This window comes from Methylocapsa sp. S129, assembly GCF_009765995.1.
Taxonomy (GTDB): domain Bacteria; phylum Pseudomonadota; class Alphaproteobacteria; order Rhizobiales; family Beijerinckiaceae; genus Roseiarcus.
In genome coordinates this window covers 42,414-59,152 of the sequence record NZ_LMUI01000050.1, presented here as the reverse complement: position 1 = coordinate 59,152, position 16,739 = coordinate 42,414, and the positions used below count along the sequence as shown (strand labels likewise).

Sequence of the window (16,739 nt, the reverse complement as noted above, 5' to 3'; positions counted from 1 at the left end):
GGCGTGAAACGGCCGCTGAAGGAAATAATGGTTCGCGCCTTTCGTCTGATAGGCTCTGCGCAGCGTTTCGGTCTGGCCCGCCCATCTCTTGCCGAAGGATTCGCCAATCGTGCCCATTAGCGCTTCATCTCCGCCACAGCTTTCTCTGTCGAAAGACAAGATCCGGATCCTGCTTCTCGAGGGCGTCAGCGACAGCGCGGCCGAGATGATGAGCGCGGCGGGCTATTCCAGCGTGGAGCGCCTCCCCAAAGCGCTCAACGGCGCCGCGCTTCAGGAGGCCGTCAAAGGCGTCCACTTGCTTGGCATTCGGTCCCGCACGCAGATCACCGCCGAAATCCTCGAAGCCGCCGACCGGCTGATCGCGATCGGCTGTTTCAATGTCGGCACCAACCAGGTCGATGTTGACGCCGCGCGGCAAATAGGCGTTCCTGTCTTCAATGCGCCCTTCTCCAACACGCGCAGCGTCGCCGAACTGGTGATCGGCGAGATTGTCATGCTTCTGCGGCGCATTGTTCCGCGATCCGTCGCCGCGCATGACGGCCGGTGGGACAAGTCGGCCAACGACAGCCTCGAAGTGAGAGGCAAGACCCTTGGCGTCATCGGTTATGGCAACATCGGTTCGCAGCTTTCTTATCTCGCAGAAGCGTTCGGCATGCGGGTCATATTCTTTGACCACACCGACAAGCTCCGCCGCGGCAATACCGAGCCGACCGCCACCCTGCAGGAATTGCTGGCGCAGAGCGATGTCGTGACCCTGCATGTGCCCGAGACGCCGGCCACCCATGGGATGATCGGCGTTGAGGAGATCCGGTCGATGAAGCCGGGCGCCTATCTCATCAACAACAGCCGCGGCACCGTGGTCGACCTCGACGCGCTTGCCGCCGCGCTGCGCGAGGGAAGGCTCCGCGGCGCGGCGATCGATGTTTTCCCGGTCGAGCCCAGTTCGAACGCCGAGCGATTCACCTCGCCGCTGCAAGGGCTGCACAACGTCATTTTGACGCCCCATATCGGCGGTTCGACCGAGGAGGCGCAGGAGCGCATTGGGGCCGAAGTCGCGCGCAAGCTGATCGACTATAGCGACAACGGCTCGACGATGGGCGCCGTCAATTTTCCGCAAGTGCAATTGCCGGCCCGACCGGTGGGGACCCGCTTCATCCAGGTCCAGCGCAATCTGCCCGGCATGCTCGGGCGGCTCAATGAGGCGCTCGCGCGGCACGCGATCAACATTGCCGCGCAATATTACGAGACCCATGCCGATATCGGCTATGTCGTCTTGGACGCAGACGCTTCGGCCACGGATAGTCAGCGCGTTCTGGCGGAAATCCGGGCGCTGGAGGGAACGATCCGCGCCAGGCTGCTCTACGAACATCGGACCTGAGAAATATCATGCCGGCGCTAGACCAAACCGATCCGTCGGAATTCCACGGGAAAGTCGTCGTCGTCACCGGCGGCAGCGCCGGCATCGGCCGCGCCATCGCGCTTGCCTTCGCCGGGCGCGGCGCGAAAGTCGTCGTCGCGGGCAGAAATCTTGAAGCGGCAAGCCATGTCGTCGCCGACATCGAGCGTGACTTCGGAAAAGAGGCGCTTGCCGTCCGGACGGACGTCAGCCTCGTCGCCGATTGCAACGGCTTGATCGAGGCGGCGGTCGGGCGGTTCGGCGCCGTCGATATCCTGGTGAACAATGCAGCCTATTTTGCCTTGGTTCCGTTGCTCGACGCGGGCGCCGCGGACGCTTCGCAATTCCTCTCCACCAATCTCTGCGGTCCGTTGTTTTGCGGCCAGGCTTTGGCGCGCTGGGCGACGACGAACAACCGAACCGGCGTGATCGTGAACGTGAGCAGCATCAGCGGCGCGCGGCCGGCCTTCGGTTGCGGTCTCTATTCCGCGACCAAGGCGGCGCTGAACAGCCTGACCAAGTCGATGGCGTTCGAATGGACGCCCAAAGGAATTCGCGTCAACGGCGTCGCGCCGGGCCACGTCAATACCGACGGCGTCCTGGCGGATTTCGAATCCGGCAGGCTCGACCATGACGCAATGATGCGCGCCATACCGGCGCGCCGCATCGCCGATGTCACGGATATCGCGAATCTCGTGCTGTTCCTGTCCAGCGAGCAATCGCGCCATATCGTCGGCGCGACGCTGACGATCGACGGCGGGGAATCCCTCTAGGCGCGGGTTGCCAGTGCTATGCGTCAGCCAAATTGAAAGGACGCCTGCTTTCCCCTTCCCCCCTTGTGGGGGAAGGCCGGGATGGGGGGTCGCGCAGACCTTGCCGATAAAAGGATTTGCGCCTCAACCGGATAGAGCGGTGCGACCCCCCTCCCCAAACCCTCCCCCACAAGGGGGGAGGGAATATTGGCGTCCTTTCAATTTGGTTGACGCAGACCACTAGGCCAAAGCGCGCGCCGCCGCCTTGTGCTCGGCCATCAACGCGGCGAGATCGACGCCGACGGGCGCGCCATCGACCACCCGCCATTGGCCGGCGATCATCACCCGGTCGGCGCGATGCGCGCCGCATAGGACCAGCGCGGCGATCGGATCATGGGCGCCGCTGAAGCGCGGCTCGTCGAGCGTGAACAAAGCCAGATCCGCTTCCAGCCCGACCGCGATGCGGCCGATGTCGTCGCGCCCGAGGCAGCGCGCCGAACCTTCCGTCGCCCAGCGCAGCACATCGAGATGCGTCAACGCCGAGGGGCCGTAGCGCAAGCGCCCGAGCATCAGGGAATGGCGCACGGCCTCCATCATATTGGACGAATCGTTCGAGGCCGAGCCGTCGACGCCCAGACCGATCGGCGCGCCGGCGGCTTCGAGCTCCCTGGTCGGGCAGATGCCCATGGCGAACGTCATGTCGGACGCCGCGCAATGGCAGATCCCGACGCCGGCCCGCCCGAGCCGGCCGATTTCTTCGGCGTTGAAATGAATGCCATGCGCGACCCAGGTGCGCGGGCCGATCCAGCCGGCTTCCTCGAGCAGGTCGACGCAGCGCATGCCGAAGGTCGCCTGGGCATAGACGTCCTCGTCCGGGGATTGGCACAAATGCGTATGCAGCCGGCAATCGTAACGTTCGGCAAGCTGAGCCGATTCAGCGAGCACACGCCGCGGCACGGCCAGAGGCGAGCACGGCGCCAAGGCAATGCGGATTTGCGCGCCGGGTTTTGGATCGTGGAAGAGCTTCAGCACGCGCTCGCTGTCGCTCAGGATCGTATCGGAATCCTGCACGATCGAGTCGGGCTGCAGGCCGCCGTCCTTTTCCGAAAGGCCCATCGAGCCGCGCGTGACGGTCATGCGCAGGCCGAGCTTGCGCGCTTCCTCGACTTCGATGTCGATCGCGTTTTCCAGCGCGCGCGGGAACAGATTGTGATGATCGGCCGCCGTCGTGCAGCCCGAAAGCATGAGTTCGACCAAAGCGAGGCGCGTCGCGACGCGCAATTGCGCGGGCTTGATCTTCGCCCAGACGCGTTCGAGCGCGACGAGCCAGGGGAGCAGTTCCGTATTGAGCCCGGCCGGATGGGCGCGCGTCAGCGTCTGGTAGAAATGATGGTGCGTGTTGATCAGGCCGGGCAGGACGACATGGCGCGAGGCGTCGAAAGTGGCGTCGACCGGCGCGGATGGCGTCCCGCCGCGCGCCACCAGCTCGACGATGCGCGTCCCCTCGATCACGAGGCCGCATTCCGCGCCTTCGCCGAGAATGGCCAGCGGGTCTTTGATCCACAAACGCATCAGAACAGGCGCCTTCCAGGCTCATCCGGCGCCACGATGGATGAAGGTCTGGGCTCTGTCCACCTGTCATGAAACGCCCGCCGATAGCGGCGACCGCGCCCAGGAGTTTCAATATGACGCGGCGCGGAAATTGCTAGCGAGCCGACAAAGGGTCGGCGTCAAACTTGCCGGCCGTTGGTTGGAAAATGGATTCGGACTGTTGGCGATGTTGCTTTATGCTGCGTTCCAAAGGGATTGGAGACGCTCACGGGCTGCGCATAGGACCGGTCGCATCAAGCGACGATCGGTTCGGCGTTCGGCTTGCGATCGAAATCTCCGGTGATCAAAGCAAGGGGGAAGATCATAATGCGCATCGCCGTCTCGGCCGCTCTGGCTGGCCTCATGTTTCTGTCGGGTCCCGCTCTGGCGCTCGACAAGGTCACGTTCGGCACCAATTGGCTCGCCGACCCGGAAGCCGGGGGCTATTATCAGGCCGTTGTCGACGGCACCTACGCCAAATATGGGCTCGACGTGACGATCCTGCCCGGCGGGCCGCAGTCGAACGGGGGCATGCTGCTGGTCGCCGGCAAGATCGAATTCTTCATGGGCGGCGACATGATCGGCGATTTCCTGCAGGTGGAGCAGAATATCCCAATCATCGCGGTCGCCGCCGACTTCCAGAAAGACCCGCTGGTCTTCATGTCGCATCCGGGCGTCGGGCTGGACAAATGGACCGATCTGCCCAAGGCGACCGCCTTTGTCAGCCAGGGCGGCATCGCCTCCTATTACGCGTGGATGCGGCTCGCCTGGGGGTTCAAGGACGAGAACGTCAAGCCCTACACCTTCAATTCGGCGCCGTTCATCGCCGTCAAGGATTCGATCCAGCAGGGTTATGCGACGTCGGAGCCTTTCGAAGTGGAAAAGCAGGGAGGCTTCAAGCCCAATGTCTTTCTTCTCGCCGACCAGGGCTATTCGACTTATGCGACGCTGATCGAGGCGCGCCGCGAACTCGTCGCCAAGAACCCCGACCTCGTGCAGCGCTTCGTCGACGCTTCGGCGATCGGCTGGTATCATTATCTCTATGGCGACAATACAAAAGCCAACGAGATGATCAAGAAAGACAATCCTGAAATGACCGACGAACAGATCGCCTTCTCGGTCGCCAAACTCAAGGAATATGGCATCGTCGATTCCGGCGACACGCTCAAATTGGGCATTGGTGCGATGACCGAAGCGCGGGTGAAGGATTTCTTCGACAAAATGGTGAAAACCGGCATCGTAAAAGCCGACACCGATTACAAAAAGGCCTTTACGATGCAATTCGTCAATAAAGGCGTCGGTCTCGAACTTCGGCCCAAGTGAACGGGCTGGCTTAGCCCGCCGCCTTGCGCGTCCAGTTGACGAGAGTCACGCCATGGGCTTCGTCAAGAATCTGCGAAGGGCCCGGCGAGAGCCCGGCCTTCGCCAGCACGTCCTCGGGCGAGCGGCCGGACCCGACCCGCGAAAAGACCGGCGGCCCGCCAGGCAATTTCACCTTGCTGGCGCGGGAAAGGTGAAACGCGTCATAGCCGATTTCGAGGAACAGATCGAACACCTGCGTCCCGCCGACAACGCCAAGCGTGCCCGCAGCGAGCCCCAGCGCGACGCAGGCGTCGTCCAGCGACGCGCCGGCTGGATTCCATAAAAAGGAGTTCGGATGGTCGGGATCGGGCGCCAGCGCTGCAATCTTGCGCGTTAAAACCAGCCGCCGCCGCCGTGGCGAGTTCGCCTGACTTTCGTAGGAATTGCGCCCCTGGATCACCGCATCGACGCGGTCGAGCTCGCGCTCGTAATATTGTTTATCCGCGTCGAAAATAAGCGCAGTCGGGAAGGCCGAGGCCGCGTCGGCGATCATCCCGTCGGACGAAATAATGGCGTAGCCTTCGATCCGATAAGGCTTTGCCCGCTGACCGGGACCGGTCGGGCGCTCGGGCGGTTCAGCCACTTCGGCTGGCCTCGCACGCCTTGAGATGCAGCCATGCATCCGACTTGCGCGCGATCCATTCTCTCGCTTCAGCCTGGGTATTGAAGACGCCAAGATAGACTTGCTTCCCGGAGGGAAGAGTCGCTCGCACTTGCCATTCAGCCCCGGTCTTCGTCTCGACCGGTTCGAATTCCACATGGGGCTTGAGATCGGTCATCAACATAGTATGGGGTGTAAGGCGCCAAACGGCTAGTCCAAAAATTTGCGGCCTTTCAAAGGCAGCCAGTTGTTTTTTCGGGGCATCGATAGCCTGTCCATGGCAGGGTCAAGCTGACGGCTGCTCAGGTCGCCGTCGACATCCGAGCGGCTTGCGGCGATCGCCCGGGGAAGCTAGGTCAAGGACTTGAGCTTGCCTCGCTCTTAGCGCGGGAAGATATGGCGCGGGCGGATCCGAAAAGGGACTCGCCCGCAATGAGATCTGCTGGAACGCATGACAATGGCCAAGGATTACGTGTCGGACAATCTCAATGTTCCGAATCTCAATTCGCTTTTCCCAAATATGATCGTCGGCGACAAAGAGGCCGTGACATGGCCTTATTTCAGAAAGGAAATCGATCACACCTGGTACGTTGATCGTCGAAACCCCGAGGTCGGGTTCATCAACCGGGACGAAGCGGCGATCCTGTTTTCCAATGCGCAGCTTTTCTCCGGCCGGCGCGGCCTGGAGATTGGGGCGTGGCGGGGATGGTCGACCTGCCACCTTCTCGTATCGGGGCTCGCCTCCCTCCACGTCATCGAGCCCTTGCTCGCCGACCCGGAATGGAACCGTGAATTTGTCGCGGCGGTGAACGGCTCCGGCCAGGCCGACCGCGCCATTCTCATCCCCGGCCCAAGCCCTGAGGAGGTCATCCGGCTCGGCGAGAGCGGGAGCCGCTGGTCATTCGCCTTCATCGACGGCGATCATTCCGGGGACGCGCCGACCCGTGACGCGCTCGCGTGCGAGCGCTACCTTGAGCCGACGGCGATGATCGTGTTCCACGATCTGGTGGTCCCCTACGTCTCCGCCGCATTGCGCGCGCTGGACGCGAAAGGCTGGAATACGATGGCCTATCAGACCGCGCAAATGATGGGCGTGGCCTGGCGCGGGGATATTTCACCGGTTCGGCATAAACCCGATCCGACGCAGAAATGGCAGGTTCCCGAGCACCTCGCCGGATTTGCGATCGCGTAACGGCGTCGCCAGTCCAATCAGATTTCAGCCCCGACGATCGCCCGCCAGAAGCCGCTATAGCCCAGTTCAAGCGCGACAATCTTGAACCTCAGTCCGAGGCCGTCCATCACTTCATAAGCAGAATTGCTGCATAGGGAAAAGATTATCAACCCACTCTTTTTAATGTGATTGCCGGCTTCCCGCAAAAACGCTCCGACGATGCGCCCTTCGGGGTCGCACAAACTGTATTTCTCTACGCTGCTTTCGGGCTGTTTATCGATGAGCGGCGCATTGAATACGATCAGGTCGAAATCTTTTTCTTTGATATTGTTAAACAAATCTGACGTCAGCGTATTGATCTTGAGCCCATTCGTTTCGGCGTTTCGTTTCACCGATTCGACGGCGTCGGCGGATATGTCGGACGCCGTGACCTCGCAGTTCCATCTTGCAGCGACATAGAGAGAAATGGCGCCGCAGCCCGCGCCTATTTCGAGGGTCTTTGCGATCTTGGTCGAATCCATCGCCATCATGTTGCGAATGAAAAGAAGCGAACTGGAATCGGGCGTCGGATGATAAATTCCCGCCGGCGCATCGATCGTCAAACCATCGATGATGAACCGTGCGGGAATGTTTTGTCGCTCCACATGCGCGTGATGAAAGGCTGAGATATCAACCGCCGAAGTGGTGACCAATGAAGAAAGCCCCAGCTTTGTCAGGACAGCGCCGCGGGCTATTTCCCGTTTATTGAACTCCATTAGCCATTCACTTTCAAAATCGGATGGAAGTTTCTAAACTACCATTTCCCGGTTGATTGAGGATTTGAGACTTGCCCAATTTGGCCGCGCTGGCAACGGGGCGCCTGTTCGACGACGCGCCGGCCAAGTCCTATGGGCCCCAATCCCGGGCCGCAAGTCACAATCCGTTTGGGAACGGCGCCGCCGGTTATCCGTTGTTCCAGCGGCGCGCATGCGCCATTATCGCACATGCCCCTTGGCGCCTCTAGGGATAACCGCGCCGATCAGATCAATGCGCCGCGCGGAAGGTCTCTCCTCAAGAATCGGGAGAGATTTTTGAACGCGACTCAGATCATCAAGGAGACCCACGATGACAAAGCACAAGATACTCACGAAGTCGGAAATAGAAACCGAACTGAAACGCTTGCCCGATTGGTCCGTTAAAGGAACGAACATTGAGGCTTCATTTGAATTAAAAACCTTTCGCGACGCCATAGCTTTCATCGTTCAGGTTGCGATCGAGGCGGAGGTTCTCAATCATCATCCGGAATTTTATAATTCCTACAATAAAGTCTCTTTTTCTTTCTGCACCCATGACGTTGGCAATAAAATTACCGACGCCGATATCGAAATAGCGTCCAAGATCAGCGACGCCGCGCACAGGTTCCTGAGTATGAAGTAAGCCAACCTTCTTGCCTCGACGCCGTCGGGCGCCGCCGGATCGACCACAGCGAGAGAGTTGGGCCGTTGACGGGCTGCGGCGTTGTCGGCGAGGCTTAAGTCGCGAAGGGTCCGGTCGCGATATCAATCGCCCCGAAAAGGGCTCTTCCGCAGTATTTCCACTTCATCAAGGCGTTTAAAATGACCGGCCGCAAGCTCCTACCCGGAAGAGAATTATTGCCGTCTGAAATCCGGGACTATCTGATCGATCGCAAAGATTCCTCTGAGATTTATTCGGATGCTTTTATCAAGCATTTGAGGGCGCTGAATAATCTCGTCAAGGAATCAGGAGAAGTTCTGGAGGGCGGAATATTTTATTGGGACCGTGACGGCGAATATGGCGACAACTTGCCGGTAGCCAGTTTAGCTCCGGCAAGGCGGAATCTTTGGCGCGCGACGCGATTCAAGAAGTCCATGATCGAAATTGGCGTTAATGCTGGACACAGCGCTCTGCTCGCGCTTTCCGCCAATCCAGATCTTGTATATTATGGCGTCGACATCGATCATCATAAGTATACGATCAATTGTGTGAACTACCTGGCAAAAGAGTTTCCGGGTCGCGTGCATTATTTTCCCGGCGATTCCCGAGAAGTTCTGCCCTATCTGGCCGTTCATCGCGCGGAATTGGATTTTGACATTTTCCACGTCGATGGCGGACATACGACCGAAATTTGTCACGCCGACGTCTCCAATTGTCTTCGCCTCGCGAAAAGAGGTTTTGGAAAACATCTGCTTCTGGATGACATCAACGCGAGCTGGATTTTCGATGTTTACGCGGAATTCGTTTCGAAAGGCCATCTCACGACAGAAACGTTCTTCGGCGATTGGGAGGATGACAATCGCAACGTCCTGGCCAGGATTCTTTGACGTTCTTCGTGCACTCGTCCTCATCGCGTTTCCGCGCCGCTCGATGCGACGGCCTTTGTCGCCCGATCCCGGGACATGAATATGACGGATAAGGAGATCGTCCCGAGCGCCGCCCGGCGCCCGATCGCGGAATTTGCGACGTTCTGGCATGGACCGCTCGATGCGATCGCTTATTCCTGCCTGGCGTCCTTTGCGTCGGTTGGCGCGAGTCTGTGCGTCTACAGTTATGACGACAAGATCGACGCGCCCCGCGGCGTCGAAGTGGCGGACGCCAGGCGGATATGTCCTGATGAATCGCTGCTCTCGCGTTATCTCACGGGAGGAAAGCCGTCGCTCGCCAGTTTCGCCGATATGTTCCGTTACAAGCTGATCCGCGAAACCGGCTGCTGCTGGGTCGATACCGACATCATCTGTCTACGAAAGCCGGACTTCTCTGGCGATCCGATCGTGTTCGGCCGTCAATCCAACCCGTATGGCGAGTTTCTGGTCAATAATGCGGTTCTAAAGCTGCCGCCCGCTCATCCGGTGTTGAACGAACTCATCCAAAAAGCTGAAGGCGCCGTCGACATCGACCAAAAATGGGGCGCAATTGGTCCGTTTCTGCTGACCGAGCTGGTCGTGCGGCATGGCGTCGAGCCCTATGCCCGCGACTTCTTCGCTTTCTATCCGATCGAACCCGATGATTTCTGGAAGATGCTGGCGCCCGCCTATCGCGACGACGTCGCCGCCGCCGTCAAACAAGCGACTTTCTTGCATCTGTGGGGCGAGATGTTTGGGCGATCCGGCTATGACAAGACCGTATGCCCGCCGGTGGGATCGTTCCTGCATGAAATCTTTCAACGCCTGGGAACGCTGCATCGCTTCAAGCGCGTCTATGATGAGCGCGAACTCCGCAGCCTGATGGCCAAATGGATGCCGCAGGATGATCTTTCGAACCCGGCGGTTCGGTCGGCTTGACGCCACCATCGGAGCTATCCAGACGCCGGCGGGGCAGGGGTGCGCCTCCTCGTTGCGCGACATTAGGACCGAACATCATGTCAGAGCTTGAGAATGTTTTTGAAAAGATCATGGCGCTCAACCGATGGAGCGGCGATGAAAGCCGAAGCGGCCCTGGCTCAACGCTATCGTACACCTGCAACATACGAAATCAGCTCGAGGTGTTTGTCAGGCAATTCGAGATAAAGACCTTCTTCGATGCGCCATGCGGCGACTTCAATTGGATGAAGGAAGTCGGCTTTCCCGATGGGAGCCTGTATCTTGGCGGCGACATCGCCAACTCGCTGATCAGGGAAAACGTCAAGAAATATGCCAGAGAATCAAGGAAGTTTTTCAATTTCGATATCGTCGCCGACAAATTTCCGGAAGCCGACGTCTGGTTCTGTCGGGATTGCCTGTTTCATCTGCCCGACGCTTATATATTTCAGGCTCTACGCAATTTTTGCGATTCGAAAATCAAGCTGTTGATGATGACCAATCACATCAACGCGACCGGATTCCGCAATACCGACATCGAGGCTGGAGAATTCCGGCTCGTTGATTTTTACAGCGAACCGTTCGGCCTTCCAAGAGACGTGCTTTTTCGCATCGCCGATTATGTCCACCCGTATCCGCAAAGAGAGATGTGCGTGTGGACGCGAGAACAGATCGCGGCGGCGCTGGAGACGCGCGGCGGATGATCGGTTGATCAGACGCCGAGATCGGCGCGCCCGCAGAAATGAGCGTTCGCCTCGGGCTCAAGCCGACGCCTTGCGCGTCCATTTCACCACGCTCACCGCATTGACCTCGTCAAGAACCTGCGTCGGCCCCGGCTCAAGGCCGGCCCGCGCCAGCACCTCATGGGTGGAGCGGCCGGATCGAACTTGCGAAAAGACAGGCGTGCCGCCGGGTAATTTTGCATTGCGGGCGCGAGAAAGGTGAAAAGCGTCGTAGCCGATTTCGAGGAACAAGTCATAGACATGGGTGCCGCCAAGAATCGCCACGGCGCCCGCGGCAAGATCGAGCGCGCCGCACGCCGCCTCAAAGGACGCGCCCGCCGGATTCCATAGCAGGGATTTGGGATGACGGGGATTGGGCGCAATCGCCGCGACCTGGCGTGTGACAACCAACCGGCGCCGGTGCGGCGAGTTTGACTGACCTTCGTGCGAATGGCGTCCGTGAACGAGCACATCGAAGCGATTGAGTTCATGGTCCAGGAACCGATGGTCCGCTTCAATCTTGAGCGTTTCCGGCATGACTGCGTTCGCGTCCGCGATCATGCAGTCGGATGAAGCGATGACGTAGCCCTCAATGCGATAGGACGCGAGCATGAATGAGGATTCTCCAGACGTTTGCCAAACCGGCGCGCATATTAGGGCCTGTTGACAAAACTGGGCAACCTGAGGCTTAAGCCGCCTCTCGATCGCGATGGCGAATGCGTCCGCAAAGTCAAAACGGGCTCAAGAGGCGTGTGGGCCGCGTTCGGCGACGAAATTTTTGGCTCGCTTCGCTATCGCGGAGCGCCTACAATCGAGCGGTAAACGCGTGGCGTGGTCCGCGTTAGGGGAAGATGCCTCATGCGGAACACCACCAAGCTCGTCGCGCCGTCATCGGATCGCCTCGTTCCCGACAAGGCGGATTCATCGCCCACCGACGCGGAGGCGGAGGACGCCTTTCGCTCGATCATTCGCTGGATCGGCGAAGACCCCAACCGGGACGGCCTGCATGAAACGCCCAAGCGGCTTGTCCGCGCGTTTCGCGAATATTTTTGCGGTTATGACGAGGACCCGGAAGAGATTCTGAAAAAGACCTTCGAAGAAGTCGACGGCTATGATGAGATGATTGTGCTGCGCGGCGTCACTTTCGAGAGCCATTGCGAACATCACGTTGCGCCGATCATCGGCCGCGCGTGGGTCGGCTACGTGCCCGATCGGCGCGTCGTGGGAATATCCAAACTCGCACGCGTCGTCGAAGCCTATTCAAAGCGCCTGCAAATTCAGGAGCGGCTGACGGCTCAGATCGCCAATACGATCGAAAGCGTGTTGAAGCCGCGCGGCGTGGCGGTCGTCATCAAGGCGACGCACCATTGCATGGTGAGCCGCGGCGTTCACAAGCGCGGCACGGACCTTGTCACGAGCCGAATGCTGGGGTGCTTTCGCGACTATCCGATGACGCGCGGAGAGTTCCTGTCGATGGTCAATTCGGACGTGGAGCGCTGATCGCTACGTCAAGTCTCGATCGTGGCGAAGGCGTCGCCGTCACTTGGCGTCAGGCGGCGCTTTCCGGTCGCCAGCCGCCTGTTTAAGCGTTTGGAAAGCCTTGAGGATTCTGCCGCGCAAGATGGCGTCCTGAATGGAAATGTCCGTCTGGTCAGCCGATGATGGGACGCCGTCATATTTCGACTGGATGCATTTCCCTGAATTGCAATTGAAGATTATTCCGAGCCCGATCTCGCCGCCTTCCGTAAGGGCGGCGCTATCTGTGTGTTCTGAAGCCTGAACATCCTCGATCAAAAATTCGGCCTCATGACTGCCGGTGGCGCTACGCACGCCATTGCGAAACTCCAGGACTTCTTCGCTCATGGACACCAATCTTCCATCGGCGTTCTTGCCGGGCCCAAATGTGATGGCCTTGGTGATCCACGCCATCGCGACCCCAGCGGTTCCGGAGCGATATTTCGGATTGCCGGCGGTCGCGATCGGCAGGTATCGCGCCAGGAATTCTTCCGCGCTTTCTCTTGACGCAAAGGCGGAATCATCCGCCGCCGGTTGAAGGCTCTTTGGCATTGAAATCTCAAATCCCGGTTGCGCGTTCGCTTGCCCGGCGGGGCATATCGCCCCGACGCAGATAGCGAGGGAAGACAGAATTGCGAAATCGCGAGGAGTAAAACACGGCATTTCCCGAACCGCTCTTCATGCTGAGTGGCGCACATGCGCCAAGGCGCTTTTGGTCCAATGAAATCTGCGCGGCCAACGACGGCCCCATGGTAATATGGCAGATCAGCGGTTTGTTGACCAACGCGCTTTGCCGTCCTTGATATCGTTCGGGCTGATCGAACGCGTGGGCGTCCAGCCGTCCCAAAGCGCGCCCCCGGTCGGTGTCTGATGAAAGAAGGGCTGACTTTCCAAGCGATTTGATGGACAAGGCGCTCCGGAGCGCATACGGACGCGCCCTCGAACAGGGAGACAAACGGAGATTGGTTTGAGCACCGACCTGGATGCTTCCGCGACGCCAACGGAACTCACCCCCTCCCGATGGGGCGCGTTCGCCTACGCGGCGTTCACGGTGATATGGGCCGCGAGCACCGTCTCGAATGTCGGAACCGCGATGTTCGACACGGCTTCAGGCTGGCTGATAACGAGCCTCAACGCCAATCCTATGGCTGTGTCGCTGGTTCAGGTGGCGGTCAGCCTGCCATTATTCCTGTTCACATTGCCGGCCGGCGCTCTTGCCGATGTCATCGATTCGCGACGGATGCTGATCATCGTCGAAGTCGTGATCGTCGTCGTGTCCGCAATCTTCGCGACGCTGGTTTCATTGGGCCTCGCCACGCCGGCCTCATTGTTGCTGACCACCTTTTTGCTCGGGGTGGCCGGGGCGCTGAGCGCGCCCGCGTGGCTGTCGATTACGCCGCTCCAGGTGCCGCGGCGGGATCTCGACAGCGCGGTCGCGGCCAATAGCGTCGGCTTCAATCTCAGCCGCGCCGTGGGGCCGGCCCTCGGCGGCTTCATCATCGCCGCATTTGGAATCGCCACGCCGTTCTGGATATTCGGCCTCAGCAATCTTGGAATCATCGCGGCGCTCCTGTGGTGGCGCTCGCCGCAAAGGAGCGCGGACAGCCTGCCGGCGGAGCGTTTGACCAGCGCTGTCCGCACCGGCGTCCGCCATGCCGCAAACAATCGCAACTTGCGCGCAACATTGGTGCGCTCGCTGGCGTTCTTTCCTTTCGCCGCCGCTTATTGGGCGCTGCTGCCGCTCATTGCGCGCAGTCAGATGACCCAGGGACCGGAGCTTTATGGCATTCTGCTGGGCGCGCTCGGCGCAGGCGCAATCGGCGGTTCGGTTGCGATCAATGGGCTAAAGGTCAAGTTCGGGCCGGATCGGACTGTCGCTTTGGGGACGCTCGCGACTGCTTTCGCCCTCTTTTTGTTTGGGCTTGCGCGCGACCCCGCGATCGCGATCTGCGCCTGCGTCGTCGCCGGCGCCTCGTGGACTGTGATTCTGACCAATCTCTACGTATCGGCTCAGGTTGCGTTGCCTGATTGGGTGCGCGGACGCGGGCTCGCCATATTCCTGACGGTTGTCTTTGGCGCGATGACCGCGGGCAGCGCGGCATGGGGGCAGGTGGCGGGCTGGGAGGGGCTGCCGGTCGCCCATTTCGCGGCGGCCGCCGGCGCTTTATTGGCCATTCCGCTGACATGGCGTTGGAAACTTCAGACCGGCGCCGGGCTCGATCTCACCCCTTCCATGCACTGGCGGGCGCCTGTCGTCACCCAAAAGGTCGAAAACAATGACGGGCCCGTCCTTGTGACGGTCGATTATCGTATCGACAACAAAGACCGCGCCGCATTCCTCGCCGCCCTCGACGAACTGGGACATGAGCGCAAGCGCGACGGCGCGTTCGCGTGGGGCGTTTTCGAGGACACCGCCAGCCCTGGCCGTTTCCTCGAAACGTTCCTGATCGAATCCTGGCTGGAGCTGATGCATTCTTATGAACGGGTGACCAAAGCGGATCGAATACTCGAAGAACATATTCGCGGGTTCCTGACGAGCGCGCCTCAGATCAACCATCTGGTCGCCTCCGAGCGCAAACGCCGATCGTGGAAGAGTCGCGAGCGTGAACCGCTCCAGGCGCCCTCGACGGCGACGTCATGAGATGGCGGGGAGATTGATTTGAGCGACGACCAGAATCTCTCCGCGACGCCGGCGGAGCTGGCGCCCTCACGATGGGGGGCGTTCGGCCACGCCGCCTTCACTATCATATGGACTGCGAGCATCGTCTCGAATATCGGCACCGCGATGTTCGATACCGGTTCGGCTTGGTTGATGACGAGCCTCAACGCCGATCCGATGGCGGTATCGCTGGTTCAAGCGGCCTCCCGCCTGCCAATTTTTCTGTTCGTCCTGCCGGCGGGCGCGCTCGCCGATGTCATTGATTCCAGGCGATTTCTCATTATCGTCGAGATCGCCATCGCGATCCTGACCGCGGTTTTTGCGACGGTGGTTTCGTTAGGCCTGGCCACGCCAACTTCCTTGTTGGCGACGACCTTCTTGCTGAGTGCGGGCTTGTCGCTGACGGCGCCGGCGTGGTTGTCGATCACGCCGTTCCTCGTGACCAGGCCAGAATTGGACGCCGCCTCGGCCGCCAATAGCGTCGGCTACAATATCGCCCGCGCGGTGGGACCAGCGCTCGGCGGCCTCGCCATTGCCGGATTGGGAGTCGCCGCGCCCTTCTGGATCGCTTGCCTCGGCGATCTCGCGATGATCGCGGCGTTGCTTTGGTGGCGCTCGCCGCAAAAGAGCGCGGGGAGCCTGCCGGCGGAGCGTTTGACCAGCGCCGTCCGCACCGGTCTGCGCTATGCGGCCAATAGCGGCCATCTGCGCGCGACATTCATGCGGGCGCTGGCGTTCTTTCCCTTCGCCGCCGCTTATTGGGCGCTGCTGCCGCTCGTCGCGCGCCGGCAGATGATCGAGGGGCCGGAGTTTTATGGCCTCCTGCTGGGAGCGATTGGCGCAGGCGCCATCGGCGGCTCGATCGCGCTGAATTGGCTGAAGGCCAAGCTCGGGCCCGATCGCGTCGTCGCGTCGGGCACGCTCGCCACCGCGTTCGCGCTCGTACTGTTTGGCCTCGCCCGCGATCCGATCACCGCGCTCTGCGCGTGCCTTGTCGCTGGCGCTTCATGGACGATCGTGCTGGCGAGCCTTTATGTGTCGGCCCAGGTCGCCTTGCCCGATTGGGTGCGCGCGCGCGGGCTCGCCATATTGCTGACTGTCGTCTATGGCGCGATGACGGTTGGCAGCGCGGCATGGGGGCATATCGCCGGCTTGGAGGGGCTGCAGATTGCGCATTTTGCGGCGGCCGCCGGCGCCTTATTGGCCATTCCTTTGACGTGGCGCTGGAAACTTCAGACCGCCGCCGAGATCGATCTGACCCCTTCCTTGCATTGGCAGGCGCCCCCGGGCACGCAGAGAGTTGACGATGACCGGGGGCCGGTCCTTGTGACCATTGAATATCGCCTCGAATCGCAAAACCGCGATGAATTCCTCAGCGTTCTCGATGAACTGGGCCAGGAGCGAAAGCGCGATGGCGCCTATGCATGGAATGTTTTTGAGGACGCCGCCGACAGAGGGCGGTTTCTCGAGACCTTCCTGATCCAATCATGGCTGGAACTGATGCATGCGCGCGAACGGGTCACCAACGCCGATCGCATGCTCGAAGAACAGGTTCGCCGGCTGCTGAAAGAGCCGGCGCATGTCACGCTTCTGGTCGCCCCCGAGGCGACCCGCCGCGCGGACAGGAAGCTGGCGTCCGAAATCCTCGCCGCGCCTGTAACGCCCTCGGCGTAGCGCC

The 16,739-nt window shown here is 60.5% G+C and carries 17 protein-coding genes; 11 read left to right on the top strand and 6 right to left on the bottom strand.

The annotated features are described in order from the left end of the window. Positions 1-109: 109 nt before the first annotated feature. Both serA and GSQ90_RS27990 read left to right on the top strand, forming a co-directional pair. The gene (gene serA / locus GSQ90_RS27995; RefSeq protein WP_246731817.1) at positions 110-1,378 is read left to right on the top strand and encodes a phosphoglycerate dehydrogenase; all 1,269 of its coding nucleotides are present in this window, start codon (positions 110-112) and stop codon (positions 1,376-1,378) included. 8 nt (positions 1,379-1,386) lie between these two features. After that, positions 1,387-2,169: an SDR family NAD(P)-dependent oxidoreductase gene (locus GSQ90_RS27990; protein WP_158818273.1), complete on the top strand. Its 783-nt coding sequence runs from the start codon at positions 1,387-1,389 to the stop codon at positions 2,167-2,169. Positions 2,170-2,388: 219 nt separating this feature from the next. On the opposite strand, the gene GSQ90_RS27985 is transcribed toward GSQ90_RS27990, so the two are convergent. After that, the gene (locus GSQ90_RS27985; RefSeq protein ID WP_158818272.1) at positions 2,389-3,720 is read right to left on the bottom strand and encodes an 8-oxoguanine deaminase; all 1,332 of its coding nucleotides are present in this window, start codon (positions 3,718-3,720) and stop codon (positions 2,389-2,391) included. A gap of 345 nt (positions 3,721-4,065) precedes the next feature. Between GSQ90_RS27985 and GSQ90_RS27980 the strand changes: the two genes are divergently transcribed. Then, the gene (locus tag GSQ90_RS27980; RefSeq protein ID WP_158818271.1) at positions 4,066-5,061 is read left to right on the top strand and encodes an ABC transporter substrate-binding protein; all 996 of its coding nucleotides are present in this window, start codon (positions 4,066-4,068) and stop codon (positions 5,059-5,061) included. Positions 5,062-5,071: 10 nt separating this feature from the next. Here GSQ90_RS27980 and GSQ90_RS27975 read toward each other — a convergent pair whose 3' ends face one another. Together GSQ90_RS27975 and GSQ90_RS27970 are read right to left on the bottom strand one after the other, a co-directional pair. Beyond that, a complete protein-coding gene (locus GSQ90_RS27975) occupies positions 5,072-5,683 on the bottom strand; it encodes a dihydrofolate reductase family protein (protein WP_246731816.1) in 612 nt (203 codons plus the stop codon). Further along, positions 5,676-5,879 carry a hypothetical protein gene (locus GSQ90_RS27970; protein ID WP_158818270.1) on the bottom strand — a complete coding sequence of 68 codons (204 nt, stop codon included), beginning with the start codon at positions 5,877-5,879 and terminating at the stop codon, positions 5,676-5,678. The genes GSQ90_RS27975 and GSQ90_RS27970 overlap by 8 nt, the downstream gene beginning before the upstream one ends. A 279-nt stretch (positions 5,880-6,158) precedes the next feature. Between GSQ90_RS27970 and GSQ90_RS27965 the strand changes: the two genes are divergently transcribed. After that, positions 6,159-6,893 (top strand): class I SAM-dependent methyltransferase, encoded by a 735-nt coding sequence (locus GSQ90_RS27965; protein ID WP_158818269.1) that lies wholly within the window; start codon positions 6,159-6,161, stop codon positions 6,891-6,893. Positions 6,894-6,910: 17 nt separating this feature from the next. Here GSQ90_RS27965 and GSQ90_RS27960 read toward each other — a convergent pair whose 3' ends face one another. Next, positions 6,911-7,627 carry a methyltransferase gene (locus tag GSQ90_RS27960; RefSeq protein WP_256366634.1) on the bottom strand — a complete coding sequence of 239 codons (717 nt, stop codon included), beginning with the start codon at positions 7,625-7,627 and terminating at the stop codon, positions 6,911-6,913. Positions 7,628-7,976: 349 nt separating this feature from the next. On the opposite strand from GSQ90_RS27960, the gene GSQ90_RS27955 reads away from it, so the two are divergent. The 4 genes from GSQ90_RS27955 (at position 7,977) to GSQ90_RS27940 (ending at position 10,869) form a co-directional block, all read left to right on the top strand. Further along, on the top strand, positions 7,977-8,288 hold the full coding sequence (locus GSQ90_RS27955) for a 4a-hydroxytetrahydrobiopterin dehydratase (protein ID WP_158818267.1): 312 nt from the start codon (positions 7,977-7,979) through the stop codon (positions 8,286-8,288). Between the two features lie 179 nt (positions 8,289-8,467). Next, entirely contained in the window at positions 8,468-9,193 is a 726-nt protein-coding gene (locus tag GSQ90_RS27950) for a class I SAM-dependent methyltransferase (RefSeq protein ID WP_158818266.1), read from the top strand. A gap of 81 nt (positions 9,194-9,274) precedes the next feature. Further along, a complete protein-coding gene (locus tag GSQ90_RS27945; protein ID WP_158818265.1) occupies positions 9,275-10,150 on the top strand; it encodes a hypothetical protein in 876 nt (291 codons plus the stop codon). Between the two features lie 77 nt (positions 10,151-10,227). Then, on the top strand, positions 10,228-10,869 hold the full coding sequence (locus GSQ90_RS27940; RefSeq protein WP_158818264.1) for a class I SAM-dependent methyltransferase: 642 nt from the start codon (positions 10,228-10,230) through the stop codon (positions 10,867-10,869). Between the two features lie 57 nt (positions 10,870-10,926). Here the strand turns inward: GSQ90_RS27940 and GSQ90_RS27935 are convergent, their stop codons facing one another. Beyond that, positions 10,927-11,499 (bottom strand): dihydrofolate reductase, encoded by a 573-nt coding sequence (locus tag GSQ90_RS27935; RefSeq protein WP_158818263.1) that lies wholly within the window; start codon positions 11,497-11,499, stop codon positions 10,927-10,929. 246 nt (positions 11,500-11,745) lie between these two features. Here GSQ90_RS27935 and folE point away from each other — a divergent pair, with 246 nt between their 5' ends. Continuing rightward, positions 11,746-12,387 (top strand): GTP cyclohydrolase I FolE, encoded by a 642-nt coding sequence (gene folE, locus GSQ90_RS27930; RefSeq protein WP_158818262.1) that lies wholly within the window; start codon positions 11,746-11,748, stop codon positions 12,385-12,387. 39 nt (positions 12,388-12,426) lie between these two features. Here folE and GSQ90_RS27925 read toward each other — a convergent pair whose 3' ends face one another. Further along, positions 12,427-12,954, bottom strand: a complete 528-nt coding sequence (locus GSQ90_RS27925; RefSeq protein WP_158818261.1) for a hypothetical protein — start codon at positions 12,952-12,954, stop codon at positions 12,427-12,429. Between the two features lie 415 nt (positions 12,955-13,369). Here GSQ90_RS27925 and GSQ90_RS27920 point away from each other — a divergent pair, with 415 nt between their 5' ends. Together GSQ90_RS27920 and GSQ90_RS27915 are read left to right on the top strand one after the other, a co-directional pair. After that, the gene (locus GSQ90_RS27920; RefSeq protein WP_246731815.1) at positions 13,370-15,043 is read left to right on the top strand and encodes an MFS transporter; all 1,674 of its coding nucleotides are present in this window, start codon (positions 13,370-13,372) and stop codon (positions 15,041-15,043) included. Positions 15,044-15,061: 18 nt separating this feature from the next. Then, positions 15,062-16,735, top strand: a complete 1,674-nt coding sequence (locus GSQ90_RS27915) for an MFS transporter (protein ID WP_158818260.1) — start codon at positions 15,062-15,064, stop codon at positions 16,733-16,735. The last annotated feature ends 4 nt before the right edge of the window (positions 16,736-16,739 follow it).